The 25,482-nt window shown below is 69.0% G+C and carries 3 protein-coding genes (1 of these 3 running past the window's edge); all 3 read left to right on the top strand.

The window, feature by feature from the left end; all coding sequences use genetic code 11:
• Window positions 1-4 precede the first annotated feature (4 nt).
• Complete coding sequence (locus tag ACIP5Y_RS16350) at window positions 5-430, top strand: PPOX class F420-dependent oxidoreductase (RefSeq protein ID WP_400350911.1); 426 nt, start codon at window positions 5-7, stop codon at window positions 428-430.
• A gap of 45 nt (window positions 431-475) precedes the next feature.
• A complete protein-coding gene (cobM, locus tag ACIP5Y_RS16345; RefSeq protein WP_400350909.1) occupies window positions 476-1,252 on the top strand; it encodes a precorrin-4 C(11)-methyltransferase in 777 nt (258 codons plus the stop codon).
• Between the two features lie 283 nt (window positions 1,253-1,535).
• Window positions 1,536-25,482 carry the 5' portion of a non-ribosomal peptide synthase/polyketide synthase gene (locus tag ACIP5Y_RS16340; protein WP_400350908.1) on the top strand. The gene runs 20,330 nt beyond the window's last position, so the window shows 23,947 of its 44,277 coding nt (coding positions 1-23,947); it begins with the start codon at window positions 1,536-1,538; its stop codon lies off the right edge, out of view.

Below are 25,482 nucleotides of genomic sequence, written 5' to 3'. Positions count from 1 at the left end.
ATCTATGGCCTCACTATCCGATCCCCGTGTACGCGAGTTCCTGGGCGAGGGCACCCGAACCGGCAAGCTCGCCTTCGCGGCGGCCGACGGCCGTCCGCTGGTCGCGCCGATCTGGTTCGTGCTGGAGGACGACGCCCTCGTCTTCAATACCGGAAAGAACACCGCCAAGGGCAAGTGGATCACGTCCGACGGCCGCATCTCGCTGGTCGTGGATCTGGAAGCGCCGCCCTACGGCTTCGTCCAGTTGCAGGGCGTCGCCGAGGTCTCCGAGGACCTCGACGATCTGGTGTCCACGGCCACCGCCATCGCGGCCCGTTACATGGGCGCGGACAAGGCCGAGGAGTTCGGCAAGCGCAATGGCGTGCCCGGCGAGCTGGTCGTCCGCCTCCGGCCGACCAAGATCACGGCGGCCTTGAACGTCACCGGCTGATCCCGTCGAGACCGGGCGGTTCCGGCGCTGTGCGAGACTCGCGGCATGACAGTGCACTTCATCGGGGCCGGGCCGGGGGCCGCGGATCTGCTGACCGTGCGCGCGGTCCAGCTGCTGCGATCGTCCCCGGTCTGCCTGTATGCGGGCACCTATCTGGATCCGGAGGTGCTCGCGCACTGTGCGCCCGATGCGGAGCTGATCGATACGCAGGGCTTGGATCTGGATCAGATCATCGAATGCTGTGAGCGGGCGCACCTCGCGGGCAGGGATGTGGCGCGTCTGTGTTCCGGTGACCCGTCGATCTATTCGGCACTGACCGAGCAGAAGCGCCGGCTGGATGCGCTCGGGATCGCCTGGGATGTCACCCCGGGGGTCCCGGCGTATGCGGCGGCGGCGGCGATTCTGGGCGCTGAGCTCACGGTTCCGGAGCAGGTGCAGTCGGTGGTGCTCACGCGCACGCAGGCACGTTCGACCGTTATGCCCGAATCGGAGTCGTTGGCGAACTTCGCCCGCACCCGTGCGACCTTGGTATTGCATCTCGCTATCACCCGAATCCGCGGTCTGGCCGAGGAATTGGTCATCGATTACGGGAGTGCATGTCCGGTCGCCGTGGTCTACCGTGCAACCCAGCCCGAACAGCAGGTGCTGCGCGGCACTCTCGCGGACATCGCCGACCGTGTCGAGGCGGCTGGACTACGGCAAGCGGCGGTGATCCTGGTGGGTACGGCCGTGGCCGAATCGGTGGATTGCGCCCAATCCCACCTCTACGATCCGACTCGAAATAGGTCGCATCTCACTAGCTGGAACGGTGAAATGCGGTGATAGCAAAGGGCTATGGTACTTCTGCGTTGGGGGTTGCTGGCTCCCGGTAGATTGGAGCGAGTGTGCACAAGCAAGACTCCGACTAGGGCCGCTGTCCGGCCCGCGGGCGCGGGCGCGCCCATGTAACAAGTTGCAAGGGCAAAACGGTTAGCCCAGAGAACATTTTTGACTCATTGTTACGTGAAGTGGCCCAAATATCGGACGCCACGCTAGTCCAAGCGTGGCGTCCTGTTGGGGTTTTCGGCGGGGAGCGCTCTGTGGTGTTCCGGAAGCGAGGTTAGGGTTGGACCGGCTGGATTTCGGCAGCAACGCAGGAGCTGGCAGCGAAATCGCACCGGGGCCGGGCGAGCTTTTCCCGCTGTCGCCCGCGCAACTCGGTATCTGGTACGCCCAGCATCTGGATCCGCAGGTGCCGATCAATATCGCCCAGTATGTCGACCTGCACGGCAAGCTGGATCGTGCGGTGCTGCGGCAGGCCACCATCGACGCCTCGGAGGAGTTCGGCTCCGGCTTCCTCTGCATCGTCGAGCGCGACGGCGAGCCGATGCAGTACATCGACCCGACCATTCCGGACCGCGACGACATCCTCTACCTGGACCTGCGGACCGCGGAGGATCCCGAAGCGGCGGCCCTGGCCTGGATGAAGGCCGAGTACGCGCGCCCGATCGATCTGATCAACGACCGCCTGATCCGGCTGGCCGTGCTGCAGCTCGCCGACGACCACTGGTTCTGGTACCTGCGCGCGCACCACATCATCCTCGACGGCTTCAGCGCGATGAACTACGTCAATCGCGCGGCGGAGCTCTATACTGCGGCGGTCAACGGCGCCGAGGCTACGCCCTCCAAGGTGTCCGACCTGCGCACCCTGGTCGACGCCGAATTCGCCTACCGCGAGTCCACCCGCTTCGTCTCCGACCGTGAGCACTGGGCGCAGCGCGTCGCCGGGCTCGAGGACGGCACCAGCCTGGCCGGGCGCTCGGCCGCGCCCGCGCCGCTGAACACCGTGGTCAGCGCCGCCCTGACCGAGGATCAGGGCAGTCTGCTGGACGCCGCGGTCAAGAACTACGACTCCTCGCCCGCGGTCCTGCTGATCGCGGGCTTCGCCGCGTATCTGTCGCAGTGGACCGGCTCCGAGGACGTCATCCTGAGCCTCCCGGTGACCGCGCGCACCACCGCTCCCATGCGCCGTTCAGGCGGTGTGGCCTCGAACATCGTGCCGCTGCGCCTGCATGTCGGCGCCGGTGTCACGGTGCCGGAGCTGCTCAAGGCAGTGACCGTGGAAGTGTCCGGCGCCCTGCGTCATCAGCGCTACCGGCACGAGGACATTCGCCGCGATTCCGCGGCCAAGCTCGAATCGGCCACCACCGGAATCGGTTCGCAGTTCTTCGGTCCGTGGGTGAACATCATGTTGTTCAACGACGAGATCGCGCTGGGCGACATGGTCGGCCGGATGAACGTGCTGTCCACCGGTTCCATCGAGGACCTCGGCGTCAACCTGTACCAATCGCAGGGCGGCGCGCGCACGCACATCGACTTCGAGACCAACCCGAACCTCTACACCGCCGACGAGACCCGCAGCCACCACGCGCGTTTCCTGGAGTTCTTCGACAGCTTCCTGGCGGCGGGCGCGGACCAGGCGGTGTGGGGCCTGCCCATCACCACCTCGGCCGAACTCACCCGCACGCTGCTGGACTGGAACGATTCGGGCCACGAGGTTCCGGCCACCACGCTGCCGGCCTTGCTGGACAAGCAGATTCCGCTCACCTCGGACCGTGTCGCCGTCGAATTCGAGGGCGAGCAGCTGACCTACGCCGAGTTCGGCGAGCGGGTCAACCGGCTGGCGCACTTCCTGATCGAAGACGGCGTCGGCCCGGAATCCCTTGTGGCCCTGGGTATGCGGCGTTCGCTGGAGCTGGTCGTCGGCATGCACGCCGTGCTGCGGGCCGGTGGCGCGTACGTGCCGATCGACCCGGATCATCCGGCCGATCGCACCGCCTACATCCTCGAGTCCGCGGCACCGGTCTGTGTATTGACCAGTTCGCGCGACGAGCTGGAGCTGCCGGAATCCGTGCGGCGCTTGGAGATCGACACCCTCGACCTCTCCGGCCACTCCGCCGAGCCGGTGACCGATGCGGACCGTCGCGCTCCGCTGCGCCCGGACAACACCGCCTACGTCATCTACACCTCGGGTTCGACCGGCCGCCCCAAGGGCGTCGCGGTCACCCATCACGCCATCGTCAATCAGGAACTCTGGATGCTCGACGAGTATCCGATGACCGCCGACGACGTGTACCTGCAGAAGACCGCGCAGACCTTCGACGTCTCGCTGTGGGGCTACTTCATGCCCCTGCTGGTGGGCGCGAAGCTGCTGGTGGCGACCCCGGACGGACACCGGGATCCGCTGTACGTGGCGGAGATGATCGAGCGCCACGGCGTCACGGTCACCGACTTCGTGCCGTCCATGCTGACGGTCTTCGTCGCGCACGCCACCCGCGCCCAATGCGCCACGCTGAAGTACGTTTTCGTGATCGGTGAGGCGCTGCCGCCGGAGACCGGCGCGGGCTTCCGCGCGATCACCGACGCGGGTCTGCACAACCTGTACGGCCCCACCGAGGCCGCGGTCTCGGTCACTTACTGGGAGAACACCGCCGCCGACACCACCACGGTGCCGATCGGCGTGCCCGAGTGGAATGTCGAAGTCTACGTACTGGATTCGCGTCTGCGCCCCGCACCCATCGGCGCCTACGGTGAGCTCTACCTGGGCGGCCGGCAGCTGGCGCGCGGCTACAAGGGCCGCCCGGACCTGACCTCGGATCGCTTCGTCGCGAATCCGTTCGGCCTGCACGGCGATCGCATGTACCGCACCGGCGACCTGGTGCGCTGGAACGAGCAGGGCGCGCTGGAGTACATCGGCCGCACCGACTTCCAGGTGAAGTTCCGCGGTCAGCGCATCGAGCTCGGCGAGATCGAGACCGATCTGCTGGCGCACCCGGCGGTTTCGCAGGCCGCCGTGCTGGTGGTGGACACCGCCACCGGTCAGCAGCTGGTCGCCTACGTCGTCCCGGTGCCGGGACAGACCATTGATCCGGCCGAGCTGACCCGCTTCGCGGCCGAGAAGCTGCCGTCCTACATGGTCCCGGCCGCCATCGTGGTGCTGGATGCCTTCCCGCTCAACACCTCCGGCAAGCTGGACCGCAAGGCCCTGCCCGAGCCGGTGTTCAGCGCGGACGCCGCCGGTTACCGCGCCCCGCGCACGGTCGCCGAGGAGATCGTGGCGGGCGTGTTCGCGGACGTGCTCGGGCATGTGCGCGTCGGCGCCGATGACAACTTCTTCGACCTGGGCGGCAACTCCCTGGTCGCCACCCAGGTGGTGGCGCGCATCTCGGCCGCGTTCGGCACCCGCCTGGGTGTGCGCGCGCTGTTCGAGACACCGACCGTCGCCGGGTTGGCGGCGCGCGTGGAAAGCGCGGTTGAGGGCGGGTCCGGGGGCGAAGGCGCTGACATTTCGCGGCCGCCGCTGGTTGCGCAGCAGCGCCCGGAGCGGGTGCCGCTGTCGCTGGCGCAGCAGCGCATGTGGTTCCTGAACCAGTTCGATCCGACCGTCCCGACCTACAACCTGCCGTTCGTGGTCCGCCTGCGCGGTCAGGTGGACCTGGACGCGCTGCGGCTGGCGCTGACCGATGTGGTGGCGCGGCAGGAATCGCTGCGCACCGTGTTCCCCGAGTCCGGGGACGGCGGTTTCCAGCAGGTGCTGCCGATCGACGAGGTCGATCTGGGCATCACGGTGCACGATATCGCCGAGGCTGAACTGTCCGCGGCGCTGGCGCAATTCGCGTCCACCGGTTTCGATGTGGCGCAGGAGCTGCCGATCCGGGTACGGGTCTTCCGCGTGCTCGACGGCAACCGCGCCGACGCTGACACCAACGAGGCCCCCGACGCCAACGAGGCCGCCGGCTCCGGTGACCTCGATCTGGCCGTCGCGTTCGTGGTGCATCACATTGCCGCGGACGGTTTCTCGTTCGGCCCGCTCTCTCGGGACATGACCGCCGCCTACCTGGCACGCGTGGCCGGTACCGAGCCCGGCTGGGCCCCGCTGCCGGTGCAGTACCAGGACTTCAGCATCTGGCAGCGCGAGGTGCTGGGTTCGGAATCGGATGCCGATTCCATGGCCGCGCGCGAGATCGCCTACTGGCGTGGCGCTTTGGCGGGCCTGCCGGATCAGCTGGATCTGCCGGCCGATCGTCCGCGTCCGCCGGTGCAGTCGTTCCACGGTTCCCGGGTCACCTTCGAGATTCCGGCCGAGCTGCACGCGCAGCTGGCGAATCTGGCTCGTGCCCAGGGTGTTTCGCTGTTCATGGTGATGCATTCGGCGCTGGCCGTGCTGCTGGCGCGGTTGTCGGGCACCACCGATATCGCCATCGGCACCCCGGTGGCCGGTCGTGGCGAGCAGGCCCTGGATGACCTGATCGGCATGTTCGTCAACACCTTGGTGCTGCGTTCCGAGGTGAGCGGCGCCGAGCGGTTCGCCGATTTCCTCACGCGCACCCGCGAATCCGATCTCGCGGCGTTCGCCAATACCGATGTGCCCTTCGAGCGGCTGGTCGAGGTGCTCAACCCGACTCGTTCGCAGGCGCGCCATCCGCTGTTCCAGGTCATGCTGTCGTTCCAGGAGATGTCGCACGGCTCCATGGAGCTGCCCGGCCTCACTGTTTCCGCGGACGAGCTCGAAGTCGATATCGCCAAGTTCGACCTGCAGTGGACCCTCACCGAGCAGCGTGGCCTGCGCGGCGAGCCGGACGGCCTGTCCGTGGTGCTGTCCTATGCCACCGATCTGTTCGACACCGCCACCGTCACCGAGTTCGGCCGCCGCTACCTGCGGGTGCTCGAAACCGCCGCCGCCGCACCGGAAACCGTGGTGCGCGATATCGACGTCCTGGACGCCGACGAGTCCGAGACCGTGCTGCACGAGTGGAACCACACCGCGCACGCGCTGCCGGCCGCGACCACCGTGCTGGACCTGTTCGAGGAGCAGGTCCGCCTCCGCCCGCACGCCACCGCCCTGATCTTCGATCCGGGTGAGCGCAGCGGCGGCATCTTCGGTCCCGAGCGGGAACTCACCTACGCCGAGTTCTCGGCCCGGGTGAACCGCCTGGCCCGCAAGCTGATCGACGAGGGTGTGGGCCCGGAGTCCCTGGTGGCGGTGGGTATTCGCCGCTCGGTGGACATGCTGGTCGCCATCTACGCCACCCTCACCGCGGGCGGTGGCTACGTCCCGATCGATCCGGATCATCCGGCCGAGCGCACCGAGTACGTGCTCCGCACCGCGCAGCCGGTGGTCCTGCTGACCACCCGCGACGATGCGGTGGACGGCTCGGATTGCACCACGCTGTACCTGGATTCGCTGGATCTCGACGATTTCAGCGACGCCCCGGTCACCGATGCGGACCGCCGCGCGCCGCTGCGCGCGGGCAATGCGGCCTATGTGCTGTTCACCTCCGGCTCGACCGGCCGCCCCAAGGGCGTGGCCATCTCGCATGCCGGGGTGCTGAACCAGATCGCCTGGATCACCAGCGAATACGGCATCGACGACACCGATGTGATCCTGCAGAAGACGCCGGTCACCTTCGACGTGTCGGTGTGGGAGCTGTTCGGTTCCCTGGTGGTGGGCGCGCAGCAGGTCATCGCCGCGCCCGACGGGCATCGCGATCCCATGTACCTCTCGGAGGTCATCGGCCGGCACCGGGTCACCCTGACCTCGTTCGTGCCGTCCATGCTGAGCGTGTTCGCGTCCAGCGCCTCGGCCGCCGAATGCCTGTCCCTGCGTGCGGTTCTCGTCGCCGGTGAGGCGTTGCCGCCGGCCACCGTGACCGCCTTCCGCAAGTTCTCCACCGCCGCCGTGCACAACCTGTACGGCCCGACCGAGTTCACCGTGCACGCCACCTACGCGCCCATCGACGCGCCGGTGGTCACCTCGGTGCCGATCGGCCGCCCGGTGTGGAATGCCCAGACCTATGTGCTGGACGCGGGCCTGCGCCCGGTTCCGGCCGGTGTCCCGGGTGAGCTGTACCTGGGTGGCGCGCAGGTCGCGCGCGGCTACTTCGGCCGCCCGGATCTGAGCGCGGAGCGCTTCGTCGCCAACCCGTACGGCGAGCCCGGTTCCCGCCTGTATCGCACCGGTGACCTGGTGCGCTGGAACTCCAGCGACCGTGGCGTCATCGACTACATCGGCCGCACCGACTTCCAGGTGAAGTTCCGCGGTCAGCGCATCGAGCTCGGCGAGATCGAGACCGCGCTGCTGGATCACCCCAAGGTGCAGCAGGCCGTGGTGCTGGTCATCGACACCGTGGCCGGCGATCAGCTGGTCGCCTACATCGTCACCCGCGGCCCGGTGGATCTGGACGGGGTCAAGACCTTCCTGCAGCGCACGCTGCCCGCGTACATGGTGCCGGGCTCGCTCATGCTGCTGGATGCCTTCCCGCTCAATGCCTCCGGCAAGCTGGATCGCAAGGCGCTACCCTCGCCGCGTTTCGAGGTGCGTGAATTCCGCGCGCCGACAACGCCGATCGAGGAGATCGTCGCCCAGATCTTCGGTGAGGTGCTCGGCATCGCCCGCGTCGGCGTGGACGACGACTTCTTCGAACTCGGCGGCAACTCGCTGATCGCCACCCAGGTGGCGACCCGCCTGGGCACCGCGCTGGACACCCGTGTCCCGGTGCGCATGCTGTTCGAGGCCGCGACCGTGGAAGCCCTCGCGGCCCGCGTGGAATCGCATGTCGGCGACGGCGGCCGCAAGGCGCTGGTGGCCCGGGAGCGGCCCACCGAGATCCCGCTTTCCCTTGCGCAGCAGCGCATGTGGTTCCTCAACCGCTTCGATACCGCATCGGCGGTCAACAACATCCCGGTGGCGATTCGCCTCTCGGGTGAGCTGGACATCGCGGCCCTGCAGGTCGCGGTCATCGATGTGATCGACCGGCACGAGTCGCTGCGCACGGTCTTCCCGGAGACCTCGCACGGCCCGGTGCAGCTGGTGCTGGACGCCGCGCAGATCGTGCCGGACCTGACCCCGGTGCCGGTGACCGAGGACAACCTCATCGAGCACCTGGTCGAGCTGGCCACCATGGCCTTCGACGTGACCGACGAAGTGCCTTTGCACGCAAGGCTTTTCGAGATCTCCGAGACCGAGTACGTGCTCGGCATGGTGGTGCACCACATCTCCGCGGACGGCTGGTCCATGGGCCCGCTGGCGCGCGATGTCATGGTCGCCTATGCCGCGCGCACCTCGTGGGAGGCCCCGGCGTGGGCCGAACTGCCGGTGCAGTACGCGGATTACGCGCTGTGGCAGCGCGAGGTGCTGGGTTCGGAGGAGAACCCGGAATCGCTGATCGCCAAGCAGATCCGGTATTGGACCGATGCGCTGGTGGATCTGCCCGACGAGCTGGTGCTGCCCGCGGATCGGCAGCGGCCCGCGGTCGCGAGCTACCGCGGCGGCACCTACCCGTTCGCGATTTCGGCCGAAACCCAGCAGGCGCTGGTGGATCTGGGCCGCGCGCACAATGCCTCACTGTTCATGGTGCTGCACAGCGCCCTGGCGGTGCTGCTCGCACGCTTGTCCGGCACCTCCGATATCGCGATCGGCACCCCGGTGCACGGTCGTGGTGAGGCGGCCCTGGATGACCTGATCGGCATGTTCGTCAACACCTTGGTGCTGCGCACCGAGGTGGAGGGCACCGAGACCTTCGCGGATCTGCTGGCGCGGGCCCGCGACACCGATCTGCACGCCTTCGCGCACGCCGATGTGCCGTTCGAGCGGCTCGTCGAGGTGCTGAACCCGGCGCGTTCGCAGGCCCGGCACCCGTTGTTCCAGGTCATGCTGACCTTCCAGAACACGCGGCAGGCCAGCCTGGAGCTGCCCGGACTCTCGGTCAACGGCATCGACTACGACGCCAACCTGGCCAAGTTCGACCTGCAGCTGACCCTGCAGGAGGCGCAGGACGCGCACGGTGAGAACGCGGGCATGTCCGCCGAGATCTCCTATGCGCTGGACCTTTTCGACGAGTCCACCATCGCGGCCTTCGCGCACCGCCTGGATCTGATCCTGGCGGCCGTGGTGGCCGACCCGGCGCAGCCCATCGGTGATATCGACCTGCTGGTGAACGGCGAGCGCGCGCAGGTGCTTTCCGGCTGGAACGACACCGCCTTCGATATCACCACCGAGTTGCCCGAAGGCACGAACGCCACGCTGCTGTCGCTGTTCGAACTCCAGGCGTTGACCAGCCCGGACGCACCCGCGGTCACGTTCGAGGGGACGACTCTGTCCTACGGCGAGTTCGCCGGACGCGTGCACCGGCTGGCCCGCAAGCTGCTCGCGCAGGGCGTCGGGGCGGAAACCCGGGTGGCGCTGGCCATCCGGCGTTCCACAGATCTCGTCGTCGCCATGTACGCGGTGCTGGCGGCCGGTGGCGCGTACGTGCCGCTGGATCCGGATCAGCCCGCCGAGCGCATCGATTATGTGCTCGACACCGCGCGCCCGGTGGCGGTACTGACCACCAGCCGCGACGACTTCATCACCGGCCGCAATGTGCCGGTGCTCGAAGTGGACGCCATCAATCTCGACATGTACCCGGAATCGCCGGTCACGGACGAGGAGCGGGGCGGGCCCATCAAGCCCGAGCACTGCGCGTACGTGATCTTCACGTCCGGTTCGACGGGCCGCCCGAAGGGTGTCGCGGTCGAGCATCGCTCGGTCATGAACCGCCTGCGCTGGGGTCAGCACACCTACCCGATCGGGTCGGATGACGTTGTGCTGCAGAAGACTCCGGCCACCTTCGACGTGTCGGTGTGGGAGTTCTTCTGGCCCTTGCAGACCGGCGCCCGGCTCGTGGTGGCCAAGCCGGACGGGCACCGCGATCCGCTGTACCTGGCCCGCCTGATCGCCGATGAAGGCATCACCACAGCGCACTTCGTGCCCTCGATGATGTCGGTCTTCGTCGCCACCGTCGGCGCCGCGGATGCCGCGGCCATGAACCTGAAGCGGGTGTTCGCCTCCGGTGAGGCGCTGCCCGCGCCGATCGCGCAGAAGCTGCGCGAGCTGACCGGCGCCGAACTGCACAACCTGTACGGCCCGACCGAGGCCGCGGTCGAGGTGACCTATCACGAGGTCGTCGACACCGACACGGTTTTCGTGCCGATCGGCCGGCCGGTGTGGAACACCCAGACCCTGATCCTGGACGCCCGCCTGCATCCGGTGGCGCCGGGTGTCGCGGGTGAGCTGTACCTGGCGGGCCATCAGCTGGCGCGTGGTTACCTGGGCCGCCCGGATCTGTCGGCGGACCGCTTCGTCGCCAATCCGTACGGCGAGCCGGGTGCGCGCATGTACCGCACCGGTGACCTCGTCACCTGGACGCCCGCCGGTGAGGTGAACTACCTGGGCCGCACCGACTTCCAGGTGAAGCTGCGCGGTCAGCGCATCGAGCTGGGCGAGATCGAGGCGGCGCTGCTGGCGCAGTACGGCGTCGCGCAGTCGGTCGTGGTGGTCCGGTCCGATGCCAATGCCGGTGATCAGCTCGTCGGTTATGTGGTGCACGAGCCCGGCGCCGTCCTGAACGTCGACGCCATGAAGGCCGAACTGGCCAACTCGCTGCCCGCCTACATGGTTCCGGCCGCGCTCGTGGTGCTGGATGCCTTCCCGCTCAATGCTTCCGGCAAGCTGGATCGCCGCGCGCTGCCCACCCCGGTCTTCGAGACCCGGGTGTTCCGCGCGCCGTCCACCCCGATCGAAGAGATCATCGCGCAGATCTTCGCCGATCTGCTCGGCGCTCCGCGCGTGGGCGTGGACGACGACTTCTTCGAGCTGGGCGGCAACTCGCTGCTCGGCACCCAGGTCGCGGCCCGGCTGTCCGGCGCGCTGAACGCCGAGATCGGCGTGCGCGCGCTCTTCGAGGCCCCGACCGTGGCGGCGCTGGCCGCGCGGGTGGAGTCGCACGCGGGAACCGGTGTGCGCCAGGCGCTCACGGCGCAGGCGCGGCCGGAGTACCCGCCGCTGTCGCTGGCGCAGCAGCGCATGTGGTTCCTGAACCGCTTCGACACCGAGTCCTCGGCCAACAACATTCCGGTGGCGGTACGCCTCGTCGGCGCGCTCGATTTCGACTCGCTGCAGGACGCGGTCGCGGATGTGATCGGCCGCCACGAGTCGCTGCGCACCGTCTACCCGTCGCACGAGGGCGTGGCGTACCAGCTGGTGCTGCCGACCGCGCGGGCCGTCCCGGCGCTCGATGTCGTGGACGTGACCGAGGGTGAGATCTTCGCCGCGATCTACGCGTTCGTGGCGGAGGGCTTCGATGTGACCGCCGAACCGCCGGTGCGGCTGCGGGCCTTCCGCCTGGCCGCCGACGAGGTCGTGCTGGTGCTGGTGGCACATCACATCGCCACCGACGGTTTCTCGATGAACCCGCTGGTGCGGGATCTCATCACCGCCTACGTGGCGCGCAGCGGCGGCGACGCGCCGGGCTGGCGCGAACTGCCGGTGCAGTACGCCGATTACGCGCTGTGGCAGCGCGAAACCCTCGGCTCCGAAGAGGATCCGCGCTCACTCATCACCGAGCAGCTGGATTACTGGCGCCGCACCCTGGCCGGGCTGCCCGACGAGCTGCGGCTGTCCACCAAGCCGCGCCCGGCCGTGGCCACCTACGATGCCGGGACACACCGCTTCCAGGTGCCGGGTGACCTGATCACCGGGCTGAACCGGGTCGCGCAGCAGCACGGCACCACGCTGTTCATGGTGGTGCACAGCGCCTTCGCTGCCCTGCTGGCCCGTTTGAGCGGCACCGAGGACATTGCCGTCGGTATTCCGGTGGCCGGCCGTGGCGAGCAGGCGCTCGACGATCTGGTCGGCATGTTCGTCAACACCCTGGTGCTGCGTTCGACCGTCGACACCGGCGAGCCGTTCGCCGACCTGCTGAAGTCGGTGCGCGAGCGCGACCTGCAGGCCTTCGCACACGCGCACGTGCCGTTCGAGCGGCTGGTCGAGGTACTGAACCCGCCGCGCTCGCAGGCGCGGCATCCGCTGTTCCAGGTCATGCTGTCGTTCCAGAACCTGGGCCGCACCGCACTGGAACTGCCCGGTCTGTCGGTCTCCCAGCTCGAGGTCGATCAGCAGGCGGCCAAGTTCGATCTGCAGCTGACGCTGAGCGAGCGCGCCGACGCTCTGGACGCCGACGCGGCCGATCCCGGCATGGATGCCGAACTCGTCTTCGCCACCGACCTTTTCGACGCCGGCTTCGCCGATGTCTTCGGGCAGCGCTTCCTGGGCGTGCTCGCCGCGGTGGTCGCCGATCCGTCGGTGCGCGTGGGCGATATCGAACTGCTGCACGACTGCGAGCGGGACCGCATCCTGCGCGCCTGGAACGAGACCGCGTTCGAACTGGACGCCGCCCTGCCGGAGATCTCCGAAGGCGCCGCGGCCACGCTGGTTTCGCTGTTCGAGGCGCAGGTCGCGCTGACTCCCGACGCGACCGCGGTCACGTTCGAGCACGCCGATACCCCCCAACCGGCTACAAGTCTGTCCTACGCCGAGTTCGCGGACCGCGTCCGCAAGCTCGCCCGCTGGCTGATCGCCGAGGGTGTCGGCCCGGAATCGTATGTGGCCCTGGGCATGCGGCGTTCGCTGGATCTGGTGGTCGGCATGTACGCCGTCACCGTCGCGGGCGGCGCGTACGTCCCGCTGGATCCCGAGCACCCGGCCGAGCGCACCCAGTACATCCTCGAGACGGCGCAGCCCGTATGCGTGCTGACCTCCGGCGAGGACTTGGAAGACATTGCGGTACAGCAGGTTCGCATCGACGAGCTGGATCTGTCGGCCTTCGAGGGCGCTCCGCTCTCCGATGCCGACCGCCGCTCACCGCTGCACCCGGCGAACACCGCATACGTGATCTTCACCTCGGGTTCGACCGGCCGCCCCAAGGGTGTCGCCGTCTCGCATGCCGCGATCGTCAACCGCCTGGTGTGGATGCACGCCCAGTACGGGCTGGCCGCCGATGATGTGGTGCTGCAGAAGACTCCGGCCACCTTCGACGTGTCGGTGTGGGAGTTCTTCTGGCCCTTGCAGGTCGGCGCGCGCCTGGTCGTGGCGAAGCCCGACGGGCATCGCGATCCGGCGTACCTGGTGCGCCTGATCCAGGCCGAGCAGGTCACCACGGTGCACTTCGTGCCGTCCATGCTGGCGTTGTTCGTCGCCGAGGACGGTGTGGCCGAGTGCACCAGCCTGCGCAATGTCTTCGCTTCCGGTGAGGGCCTGCCCGCGCCGACCGCGCAGCAGCTGCGCAAGCGCACCGGTGCCCGCCTGCACAACCTGTACGGCCCCACCGAGGCCGCGGTCGACGTGACCTATCACGAGGTCACCGATGCCGATCTGGCGTCGGTGCCGATCGGTGCGCCGGTCTTCAATACCCAGGTGTACGTGCTGGATTCGCGGCTGCGTCCGGTTCCGGCCGGTGTCGCGGGTGAGCTGTATCTGGCGGGCGATCAGCTCGCCACCGCGTATGTGGCGCGCCCGGACCTCACCTCGGATCGCTTCGTCGCCAACCCGTTCCGCTCCTCCTCCCCGCGCTTCGCCGGTGAGCGCATGTACCGCACCGGCGACCTGGTGGTGTGGACGAACTCCGGTGAGCTGGAGTACCTGGGCCGCACCGACTTCCAGGTGAAGCTGCGTGGTCTGCGCATCGAGCTCGGCGAGATCGAGTCGGCGCTGACCGCGCTGCCGGCGGTCGCGCAGTCGGTCGTCGTGGTCCATCAGGATGAGCGCACCGGCGATCAGCTGGTGGCGTACTTGGTGGCCGCCGACGGTCACATCGATATCGAAGCCGTGAAGGATGCTCTGGCACAGGGCCTTCCGGCCTACATGGTGCCGGCCGCCTTCATGGTGCTGGACGCCTTCCCGCTCAATGCCTCCGGCAAGCTGGATCGCCGGGCGCTGCCCGCCCCGACCTTCGCGGTCAAGGCCTACCGCGCCCCGGAGACCCCGGTGCAGCAGACCGTGGCCGGCACCATCGCCGATGTGCTCGGCCTGGAACGGGTCGGCCTGGACGACGACTTCTTCGAACTGGGCGGCAACTCGCTGATCGCCACCCAGGTCATCGCGCGCCTGTCCGCCGCGCTCGACGCCGATATCCCGCTGCGCACCCTGTTCGAGGCCACCACGGTGACCTCCCTTGCGGCCCAGCTGGAATCGCGGGCCGGTACCGGTCGCCGCGCACCGCTGGTCGCGCAGGAACGCCCGGCGCCGGTGAGCTTGCGAACCGGCGAGACGGCACAGCTGATTCCGCTGTCGCCGGCGCAGCAGCGCATGTGGTTCCTGAACCGCTTCGACAACCGCACCGCCGTCAACAACATTCCGGTGGCGCTGAAGCTGACCGGCACGGTCGACTCCGCGGCCTTCACCGCCGCGCTCGGCGATGTGCTGGCCCGGCACGAGGCGCTGCGCACCATCTACCCCGAGGTCTCGGGTGATGGCTATCAGCAGGTGCTGCCGCTGTCCGAGGTGGACTTCGAGGTCCGCACCGAGACGGTGACCGCCGCGGGTCTCCCCGCGCGCATCGTCGAACTCGCGAGCGTGTTCTTCGATGTGACCCGCGAACTGCCCTTCCGCGCAACGGTGCTCAGCCTGAGCGAGACCGAGCACGTGGTCGTGCTGGTGCTGCATCACATCAGCGCCGACGGTTTCTCGCTGCGTCCGCTGCTGAGCGATGTGGTGGCGGCCTACCTGGATCGCAGTCGCGGCGAGGCCCCGGCGTGGGCGCCGCTGCCGGTGCAGTACGCCGACTACGCGCTGTGGCAGCGCGCGGTGCTGGGCTCGGAATCCGATGCGGAATCCCTTGCCGCCCAGCAGATCTCCTACTGGTCGCAGCAGTTGCGGGATCTGCCCGAGCAGATCGAGCTGCCCGCCGACCGGCCGCGGCCGGAGGTCGCCACCAATGCCGGTGGCACCTATGACTTCTCGGTCGACGCCGAGCTGCACCGCGCCCTGACCGGTGTGGCCCGCGAGCACGACGTCACCCTGTTCATGCTGGTGCACGCGGCGCTGGCGACCTGGGCGGCGCGACTGTCCCGGTCCACCGATATCGCCATCGGCACCCCGATCGCGGGCCGCGGCGAACGCGCGCTCGACGACCTGATCGGCATGTTCGTCAATACCCTGGTGCTGCGCACCGAGGTTCGGCCCGAGGCCGCCTTCCGCGATCTGCTCGCGCAGGCCCGCCGCACCGATCTGGCCGCCTTCGCACACGCCGATGTGCCGTTCGAACGGCTCGTCGATGTGCTCAGCCCGGTCCGCTCGCAGGCGCACCACCCGCTGTTCCAGGTCGCGCTGACCTTCGAAGCGGCCAGCGCCGAGGACGCGGACGCGGTCTCGCTATCCGGGCTGGATGTCGAGCTCGTCGAATTCGATCCCGGCACGGCCAAGTTCGATGTGCAGCTGACCGTCAGCGAGCGCGCCGACGGTGCCCTGGGCCTGTCCTGGAACTACGCCACCGATCTGTTCGACGCCGAGACGGTCACCGCCTTCGCCGAGCGCCTGGTCCGCATCCTGCGCGCCGTCGCGGAGGATCCGGCCGCGCTGATCGGCGATATCGACCTGCTGGGCGAGGACGAGCGCCACGACGTATCCGAACGCTGGGTCTCGGCGGGCGACGATATCGTCGCGCTCGCGGACGCGGCGCGGGCCGCCGGTGCGGGCGAGGACACCGCGGCGAGCGTCGCGCTCGCCGGTGGCGCGGGCCTGTCCCCGGCCGCGGCGGCGACGCTGTCGACCCCGTTCGTACTGCCCGATGCGACGCTGTCCGGCCTTTTCGATGCCGCCGCGGCCGCCAACCCCGAGCGGGTGGCGGTGCGCTTCGGCGACGAGGAACTGACCTACGCGGATCTGGACCGGCGTGCGAATGTGCTGGCGCGCAGGCTGATCGCCGAGGGCGCCGGGCCGGAGTCGCTGGTCGCGGTGCTGCTGCCGCGGTCGGCCGATCTGGTGGTGGCGCTGCTCGCGGTCATCAAGACCGGTGCGGGTTATGTGCCGATCGATCCGACCTACCCGGCGGATCGCATCGCCTTCACGCTGTCGGATGCGAAGCCGACCAGCGTCATCCTCGATTCCACCGTGCAGGTGGATCTTCCCGCCGAGCTCCACAAGGTGCTGCTGGACGGGTACTCGCTGGAGGCCGGGGACATCGAGGACGCGGCGGATTCGCCGATCACCGATGCCGACCGGCTGACCCCGCTGCACCCGGATCACGTCGCCTACGTCATCTACACCTCCGGCTCCACCGGCCGCCCCAAGGGCGTGGCCGTGGCGCACCGGAATGTGGTGCGGCTCATGGCGAACACCGATCGCGAGTTCGGCTTCGGCGCCGATGACGTGTGGACGCTGTTCCACTCCTACGCCTTCGACTTCTCGGTGTGGGAGCTGTGGGGTCCGCTGCTCTACGGCGGCACCCTGGTGGTCGTCGACTACTACGTGTCGCGTTCGCCGGAGCAGTTCCTGGAACTGCTGCGCCGGGAACGGGTCACGGTGCTCAACCAGACCCCGTCTGCGTTCTACCAGCTGGCCGAGGCCGAGCGTATTGCTTCCTCGGCGAGCCGAGAATTGGGCACTGCGGCGGGTGACGATCAGTCGCTGGCGTTGCGTTACGTGATCTTCGGCGGTGAGGCCCTCGAGCTGCGCCGCCTGTCGGATTGGGTTGCGCGCCACGGTGACAGCTCGCCCTACCTGGTGAACATGTACGGCATAACCGAGACCACCGTGCACGTGTCGGTGCGAGTGCTCGATGCCGAGACCATTGCCGCCGCAACGGGTTCGGTGGTCGGCCGCGCCATCGCGGGCCTGCGCGTGCACGTGCTCGATGACCGTCTGCATCCGGTGCCGGTCGGTGTCGCGGGTGAAATGTATGTGGCCGGTGCGCAGTTGGCGCGCGGCTACCTCGGCCGTCCCGACCTGTCGGCGGGCCGTTTCGTGGCCAGCCCCTTCGGTGCGCCGGGCTCGCGTCTGTATCGCTCGGGTGACGTGGCCCGCTGGAACCGTTTCGGCGAGCTCGAATACCTGGGCCGCGCAGACGATCAGGTGAAGGTCCGCGGTTTCCGCATCGAGCTCGGCGAGATCGAGTCCGCGGTGCTGGCGCAGCCGGGCGTGGCCCAGGCCGCCGTCATCGTGCGCGAGGACCAGCCGGGCGATCAGCGCATCGTCGCCTACGTGGTGCCGCAGGACGGCGCGGCGCCGCTGCTCGACACCATCCGGGACGGCGCGGCCGAGCGCCTGCCGTCCTATATGGTGCCGTCGTCCATCGTGCTGCTGGACCGGATTCCGCTGACCGTCAACGGCAAGCTGGACCGTCGTGCGCTGCCCGCGCCGGCGGTGCAGGCCCGGGCCTTCCGCGCGCCGGAGACCCCGGTCCAGGAGACCGTGGCCGGCGTCTTCGCCGAGGTGCTCGGCCTGGAACGGGTCGGCCTCGACGACGACTTCTTCGAACTGGGCGGCAACTCGCTCATCGCCACCCGGGTGGTCTCGCGCATCGGTTCGGCGCTGGACACCACGGTCGCGGTGCGCACGCTCTTCGAGGCGCCCACCGTGGAAGCCCTTGCGGCGCGCATCGAATCGCATGCCGACGGCGCCTCCCGTGCCAAGCTGGTGGCCCGCCCGCGCAACGCGGGTGACCTGGTGCCGCTGTCGTTCGCGCAGCAGCGCATGTGGTTCCTGAACCAGTACGACACTTCTTCGGCGGCCTACAACCTGCCGCTGGCCATTCGCCTACGCTCCGTCGACCCGCGCTTCGGCGAATTGGACACCGCCGCACTGGAACTCGCGGTCGCGGACGTGGTCCGCCGCCACGAGTCGCTGCGCACCCGCTACCCGGAGCACGGCGGCACCCCGATGCAGGTGGTCGTCCCGGCCGAGCAGATCGCCCTCGATCTGCGCCCGGTCACGGTCGCCGCGGGCGAGCTGACCGCCGCCGTCACCGCCTTCGCGACGCTGGGCTTCAATGTCGCGGACCAGGTTCCGCTGCGCGCCCGGCTGTTCCGGGTCGGCGGCGAGGATTCTGTCGAGCATGTGCTCGTGGTCGTGGTGCACCACATCGCGGGTGACGGATTCTCCATGGCGCCGCTGACGCGGGATGTCATGGTGGCCTACACCGCGCGCACGCAGGGCGCGGTGCCCGGCTGGGCGCCGCTGGCCGTGCAGTACGCCGATTTCGCCATCTGGCAGCGCGAAGTGCTGGGGTCGGAAGAGGATTCGGCCTCGCTCATGGCGCGGCAGGTGGGTTACTGGCAGCGCGTGCTGGACGGGGTGCCGGACGAGCTGGCGCTGCCGATCGACCGCCCGCGCCCGGCCATTGCCTCGCATCGCGGTGCGACGCTGCAGCGGACGCTGTCGCCCGAGCTCATCGGTGCGCTGGAAGATGTTGCGCGGCGGCGTGGTTCGTCGCTGTTCATGGTCATGCACAGCGCGCTCGCGGTGCTGCTGGCACGCATGTCCGGCGGCGATGACATCGCCATCGGCACGCCGGTCGCCGGTCGTGGCGAGGCCGCGCTGGACGATCTGGTCGGCATGTTCGTCAACACCCTGGTGCTGCGCACCGGGATCGATCCGGCGGAGTCGTTCTCCGATCTGCTGGATCGGGTGCGCCACACCGACCTCGACGCCTTCGGCAATGCCGATGTGCCGTTCGAGCGGCTGGTGGATCTGCTCGCGCCGGAGCGCTCGCAGGCCCGCAACCCGCTGTTCCAGGTCGTGCTGGCCTTCCAGAACCTGGACCGCACCACCCTGGAACTGCCCGGCCTGAACGTCTCGGCGCTGGACCTCGACGAGAACATCTCCCGTTTCGATCTGCAGTTCACGCTGTCCGAGCAGCTCGGCGGCCGGACCGGCGCGGGCACCGCCATGACGCTGGCGCTGACCTACGCCGTCGACCTGTTCGACGAGGCCACCGCCGCCGGCTTCGCGCAGCGCTGGCTGCGGGTGCTGGAAGCGGTCGCCGCGAATGCGGAACTCCCGGTCGGCTCGATCGAGATCCTGGATCAGGACGAGAAGGCCGATCTGGTGGCCCGGTACGGCTTGCCGTCCAAGCCGGTGCACACGCTGCCGGAGCTCATCGGCCTCGCCGTGGAGCGCGATCGCAATGCCCCCGCGGTGGTCTTCGAAGGCGTCACGTATTCCTACGGTGAGTTCGACGCGCGCTCGAACCGCCTGGCGCGGCTGCTGATTCAGCGCGGCATCGGCCCGGAGGATCTGGTCGCCGTCGCGGTACCGCGTTCCGCGGATTCGTACCTGGCCGAATGGGCGGTCGCCAAGTCCGGTGCGGCCTTCGTGCCGATCGACCCGACCTACCCCGCCGACCGCATCGCCCACATGGTCACCGATTCCGGTTCGCCGATCGGCCTGACCGTGGCGTCCGTGCGCGCCGAACTGCCGGATTCGGTGGAATGGCTGGTGCTGGACGAGCTGGATCTGAAGACGTTCGCGGACACGGCGATCGGCCAGGCCGATCGGGTGCGCCCGCTGCGGCTGCATCACCCGGCCTACGTCATCTACACCTCCGGTTCGACCGGTGTGCCCAAGGGCGTCGTGGTCGGCCATGCCGGGCTGGCCAACTTCTGCTCCGAGCAGAACGACCGCTACAGCCTCGACTCCGACACCCGCGCACTGCATTTCGCGTCGCCCTCGTTCGACGCGTCCATGCTGGAGTTCCTGCTCGCCATCGGCGGCGCGGGCACCATGGTGATCGTCCCGACCGGCGTCTACGGCGGTGACGAGCTCTCCGAGCTGATCCGCCGCGAGCGGGTGACGCACGCGTTCATCACCCCGGCCGCGCTGGCCACCTTCAGCCCGGCCGGGCTGGACACCCTGCGCGTCCTGGTCGCCGGTGGTGAAGCGGTACCCGCCGATCTGGTGGAGCGCTGGGCGGTGCCGTTGGCGGACGGCACGATTCGCGCCTTCTACAACGGTTACGGCCCCACCGAGGCCACCGTCATGACCAATGTCAGCAACCCGATGCTGCCCGGCGAGACGGTCGTCATCGGCGGTCCGATCCGCGGCTCGCAGTCGCTGATCCTGGACAGCCAGCTGCGTCCGGTGCCGGTGGGCGTCGCGGGTGAGCTGTACCTGTCGGGCATCCAGCTGGCGCGCGGCTACCACGCGCGGCCGGGCCTGACCGCGGATCGCTTCGTCGCGCATCCGTACCGGTACGGCGTGCGCATGTATCGCACCGGTGACGTGGTGCGCTGGACCACGGGCGGCGAGGTCGAGTACGTCGGCCGCTCCGACTTCCAGGTGAAGGTGCGCGGTTTCCGTATCGAGCTCGGTGAGATCGACGCGGCGCTGGCCTCGCACGAGAGCGTGGACTTCGCGGTCACCGTGGGCCACAAGAACGCGGCGGGCGCGACCTCACTGGTCTCGTACCTGGTTGCCGCGCCGGGCCATTCGATCGACGTCGCGGCCATCACCGCGCACGTCGAGCAGCGCCTGCCCGCGTACATGGTGCCGTCCTCGATCATGATGATCGACCGGGTGCCGCTGACCGGAGCCGGCAAGCTCGACCGCAAGGCGCTGCCCGAACCGGTATTCGCCACCGAGGTGGTCTTCCGCGCCCCGCGCAATGCCCTCGAGCACACCATTGCCGAGGTCTTCGCCGAGGTGCTCGGCCTGGAGCGGGTCGGCATCGACGATTCGTTCTTCGCGCTGGGCGGCGACTCCATCGTCTCCATCCAGCTGGTGTCGCGCGCCAAGGCGCGCGGCATCGTCTTCAGCCCGCGCGATGTGTTCGAGCAGCGCACGGTGTCGGGTCTGGCCGCGGTGGCCGAAACCACCGAGGGCCAGGATGATTCGGCGCCGCAGCTGTCCGAGCTGCCGGGTGGCGGCGTGGGCGTGCTGCCGCTGACGCCGGTGGTGCGGTTCATGGTGGGCCGGCCGGGCTCGTTCAGCCGGTTCAACCAGACCATGGCTCTGGAGTTGCCGATCGGCATCGACCGGGCCGGGATCGCGGCGACCGTCGGCGCGGTCATCGACCGCCACGACATGCTGCGCGCTCGCCTGCGCCGGGTGCCGGACGCCGACTGGATCATCGAGACGGTCGAGCCGGGCACCATCGACGTGGACGCGCTCATCGACCGGACCGAATTCGACGCCGCGGTGAGCGATGCCGAGCTGGTCGAGATCGCTTCGGCCGCACTGGATGCCACCCTCGACAAGCTGGATCCGGCTGCGGGCGTGGTCATCCGGTTCGTGTGGCTGGAGCCGTCCGACGGCTCCCGTGCCGGTCGTCTGGTCGTGGTGGGTCACCACTTGGTGGTCGACGGTGTCACCTGGCGAATCCTGGTGCCCGACTTCGTGACCGCGTGGGGCCAGCTGTCCGCCGGGCAGACCCCCGAGCTGGTCGCTCCGGCCACCAGCATGCGCACCTGGGCGCACGCCCTCGAGCGCGAGGCCGCCACCGACGAACGCGTGGCCGAACTCGCCTTCTGGCGCGGCATTGTCGAGGGCCCGGATCCGCTGCTCACCGAGCGGCCCATGGATCCGGCCGTGGATGTCACCTCGACCATCGAGAAGCATCGCGTCGAGCTGTCCGCCGAGGTCACCAAGTCGCTACTGACCACTGTGCCCGCGCTGTTCCACGGCGGCGTGAACGATGGTCTGCTCACCGCGCTCGCTCTGGCGGTCGCGAAGTTCCGGGCCGCGAAGGGCCAAGGGGAGAAGTCTGCCCTCGTCCGGCTGGAGGGCCACGGGCGTGAGGAAGAGGTCGTGCCGGGCGCGGATCTGTCGCGCACGGTCGGCTGGTTCACCGCGATCTTCCCGGTGCGCTTCGATCTGTCGGCCATCGATGTGGACGCCGCCCTCGCCGGCGGTGCGGCCATGGGCAAGGCGATCAAGTCCATCAAGGAGCAGCTGCTCGCGGTGCCGGACAAGGGCATCGGTTACGGCCTGCTGCGCTACATGAACTCCGATACCGCGGGTCAGCTGCCCAAGCAGCTGCCGGGCCAGGTCAGTTTCAACTACCTGGGCCGGGTCAACGAGGGCGATGTGCCCGAGGCGCTGCGTGGTTTCGGCTGGATCCCCGCGCCCGAGCTGGCTGACCTGGCGGGCGCCTACGACGGCGATATGCCGGCCATGGCCCCGATCGATATCAACGCGATCGTCATGGGCGACAAGCTGACCGCGAATATCGGCTACCCGGGCACGCTGCTCGGCGCCGCCGAGATCGCCGAATTCGGTGCGCTCTGGATCGCGGCACTGGAAGCCGTTGCGCGGCATGCCGAATCCGCGAACGCGGGCGGTCACACTCCGTCCGACTTCGGGCTGGTGCGCATCACCCAGCGCGATATCGACGGCTGGGAACAGCGTTTCGGCGCCCTGGACCAGGTGTGGCCGCTGTCCGCGCTGCAGGCCGGTCTGCTCTTCCACGCGCAGCTGGCCGTCAGCTCCGTGGACGTGTACACCGCGCAGGCGGTGCTCACCCTCGAGGGCCGCGTGGACGCCGATCGCCTGCGCGCGGCGGCCCAGGCGCTGCTGGATCGGCACGAGATCCTGCGTACCGCTTATGTTTCCGACGCCGCGGGCAATCCGGTGCAGGTGGTGCTGGACAGCGTGCACCCGGTGTTCACCGTGCACGACCGCACCGAGACGGGCGATGCGACCGACCTGATCGAGGCCGATCGGGTCGAGCGTTTCGACCTCACCGAGCCGCCGCTGATTCGCTTCACCCTGGTCCGGACGGCTGCCGATCGCTGGCAGCTGGCCGTGGCGAACCATCACATCCTGCTCGACGGCTGGTCCATGCCGCTGCTCATGCAGGACCTGCTGGTGCTCTACGCCACGCACTCCGACACCTCCATGCTGCCGCCGGTGCGCTCGTACCGGTACTTCCTGGAATGGGTTGCGCAGCAGGACCGCCCGGCCTCCATCGAAGCCTGGAAGCAGTCGCTGCGCGGCGTGTCCGAGCCGACCCTGCTCACCCGCCCGGATGCGGGTCGCGAGATCACCGCACTGTCGGGCGAGTACTTCTTCGAGCTGGACGAGACCGCCACCGCGCGTATGACCGCCCTGGCCGCGGAAATCGGCGTCACGCCGAACACCGTGCTGCAGGTGGCGTGGGGCATCCTGCTGGGCCGGCTCACCGGCCGCGACGACGTGCTGTTCGGCACCACCGTGTCGGGCCGCCCGGCGCAGCTGTCCGGCGTCGAGTCCATGGTGGGTCTGTTCATCAACACCGTGCCGGTGCGGGTCGCCTTCGATCCGGCCGAATCGGCGCGTGCGCTGCTCACCCGCACCCAGGGCGAGCAGGCCGACCTGCTGGACCACCACTACGTGGGCCTCGCGGACATCCAGACCGCTGCGGGCATCGGCGGACTCTTCGACACCCTCGTGGTGTTCGAGTCCTATCCCGTTGACGCCGAGGGCATTCGGGCGCAGGCCGCCGATATCGACGGCATGGCCGTCACCGGCCTGGACGCCGCCGACGCCACTCACTACCCGCTGACCCTCATCGCCCAGCTCGACACCCGCCTGCGCGTTCGCGCCGGCTACCTGCGCGACCTGTTCGACGAGGACACCGTCCACCGCATCGCCGACCGCCTGGTGCGGGTGCTCACCGCCATCACCACCGAACCCGCTGCGGCCGTGGGTGATATCGAACTGCTCGACGCCGCCGAGCGCGAACAGGTCGTCACCACCTGGAACCGGACCACCTTCGATGTGGACTCGGTACTGCTGGAACTGACCGACGGCGTCATGGACGAGCGGGTCGTCACCTCCACCGGCGATGACGCGAACACGCTGGTCTCGCTGTTCGAGGCGCAGGCAGCGCGCACTCCCGAAGCGACCGCGGTCAGCTTCGAGGGCACAGCTCTGTCCTATGCCGAGTTCTCCGCGCAGGTCCACCGCCTGGCGCGCTGGCTCATCGAACGCGGCGTCGGCGCGGAATCCTTCGTGGCCCTGGGCATGCCCCGGTCCCTCGATCTGGTGATCGGCATGTACGCCGTGACCGCCGCCGGTGGCGCGTACGTGCCGCTGGACCCGGATCACCCGGCCGACCGCATCGAGTACATCCTCGCCACCGCCGACCCGGTGACCGTGCTGACCTCGGGTGCGGACCTCCCGGTCGACACCGCGCAGGTCCGGATCGATCTGCTGGATCTGTCCAACTACTCGGCCGCACCGCTGACCGATGCGGACCGCCGTATCCCGTTGCGCGAGACGAACACCGCGTACGTCATCTTCACCTCGGGTTCGACCGGCCGCCCGAAGGGTGTGGCCGTACCGCACTCGGCGATCGTGAACCGCCTGGTGTGGATGCAGACCGAATACGGCCTGACCGCCGATGACGTCGTGCTGCAGAAGACTCCGGCGACCTTCGACGTGTCGGTGTGGGAGTTCTTCTGGCCGCTGCAGATCGGCGCGCAGCTGGTCGTGGCCAAGCCGGACGGCCACCGCGATCCGGCCTACCTCGCCGAACTCATTGCCGCCCAGGGTGTGACGGTCACCCACTTCGTGCCGTCCATGCTCGCGGTCTTCGTCGCGGAAACCGCTGCCGCGCAGTGCACCAGCCTGCGCAAGGTGTTCGCCTCCGGCGAGGCGCTGTCGCCGAAGCCCGCGCACAAGCTGCGCGAGCTGACCGGCGCCGAGCTGCACAACCTCTACGGCCCGACCGAAGCCGCGGTCGACGTCACCTACCACCGGGTGGTGGACGCGGACGTCGATCTCGTGCCGATCGGCCGCCCGGTATTCAATACCCAGCTGTACGTGCTGGATTCGCGCCTGCGGCCGGTTCCGGTCGGCGTCGCGGGTGAGCTGTACCTGGCGGGCGATCAGCTCGCCACCGCGTACGTGGCGCGCCCCGACCTCACCTCGGATCGCTTCGTCGCCAACCCCTTCGGGGAGGGCGAGCGCATGTACCGCACCGGTGACCTCGTCACCTGGACCGCGGACGGCGAGCTGGACTACATCGGCCGCACCGACTTCCAGGTGAAGCTGCGCGGTCTGCGCATCGAGCTCGGCGAGATCGAATCCGCGCTCACCGCACTGGATGCGATCGCGCAGTCGGTGGTCGTGGTGCGTAATGATCCGCACGCCGGTGATCAGCTGGTCGGCTATGTCGTTGCGGCACCGGACCGTACGGTCGATGCCGACTCGGTTCGCGCCGAGCTCGGTGACAGCCTGCCCGCGTACATGGTGCCGTCGATCCTGATGGTGCTCGAGGAGT

Origin of the sequence: Nocardia sp. NPDC088792 (genome assembly GCF_044750615.1) — a bacterium.
GTDB lineage: Bacteria > Actinomycetota > Actinomycetes > Mycobacteriales > Mycobacteriaceae > Nocardia.
Note: the sequence above shows the minus strand (reverse complement) of the source record. Positions and strands in the feature narration are given on the sequence as shown.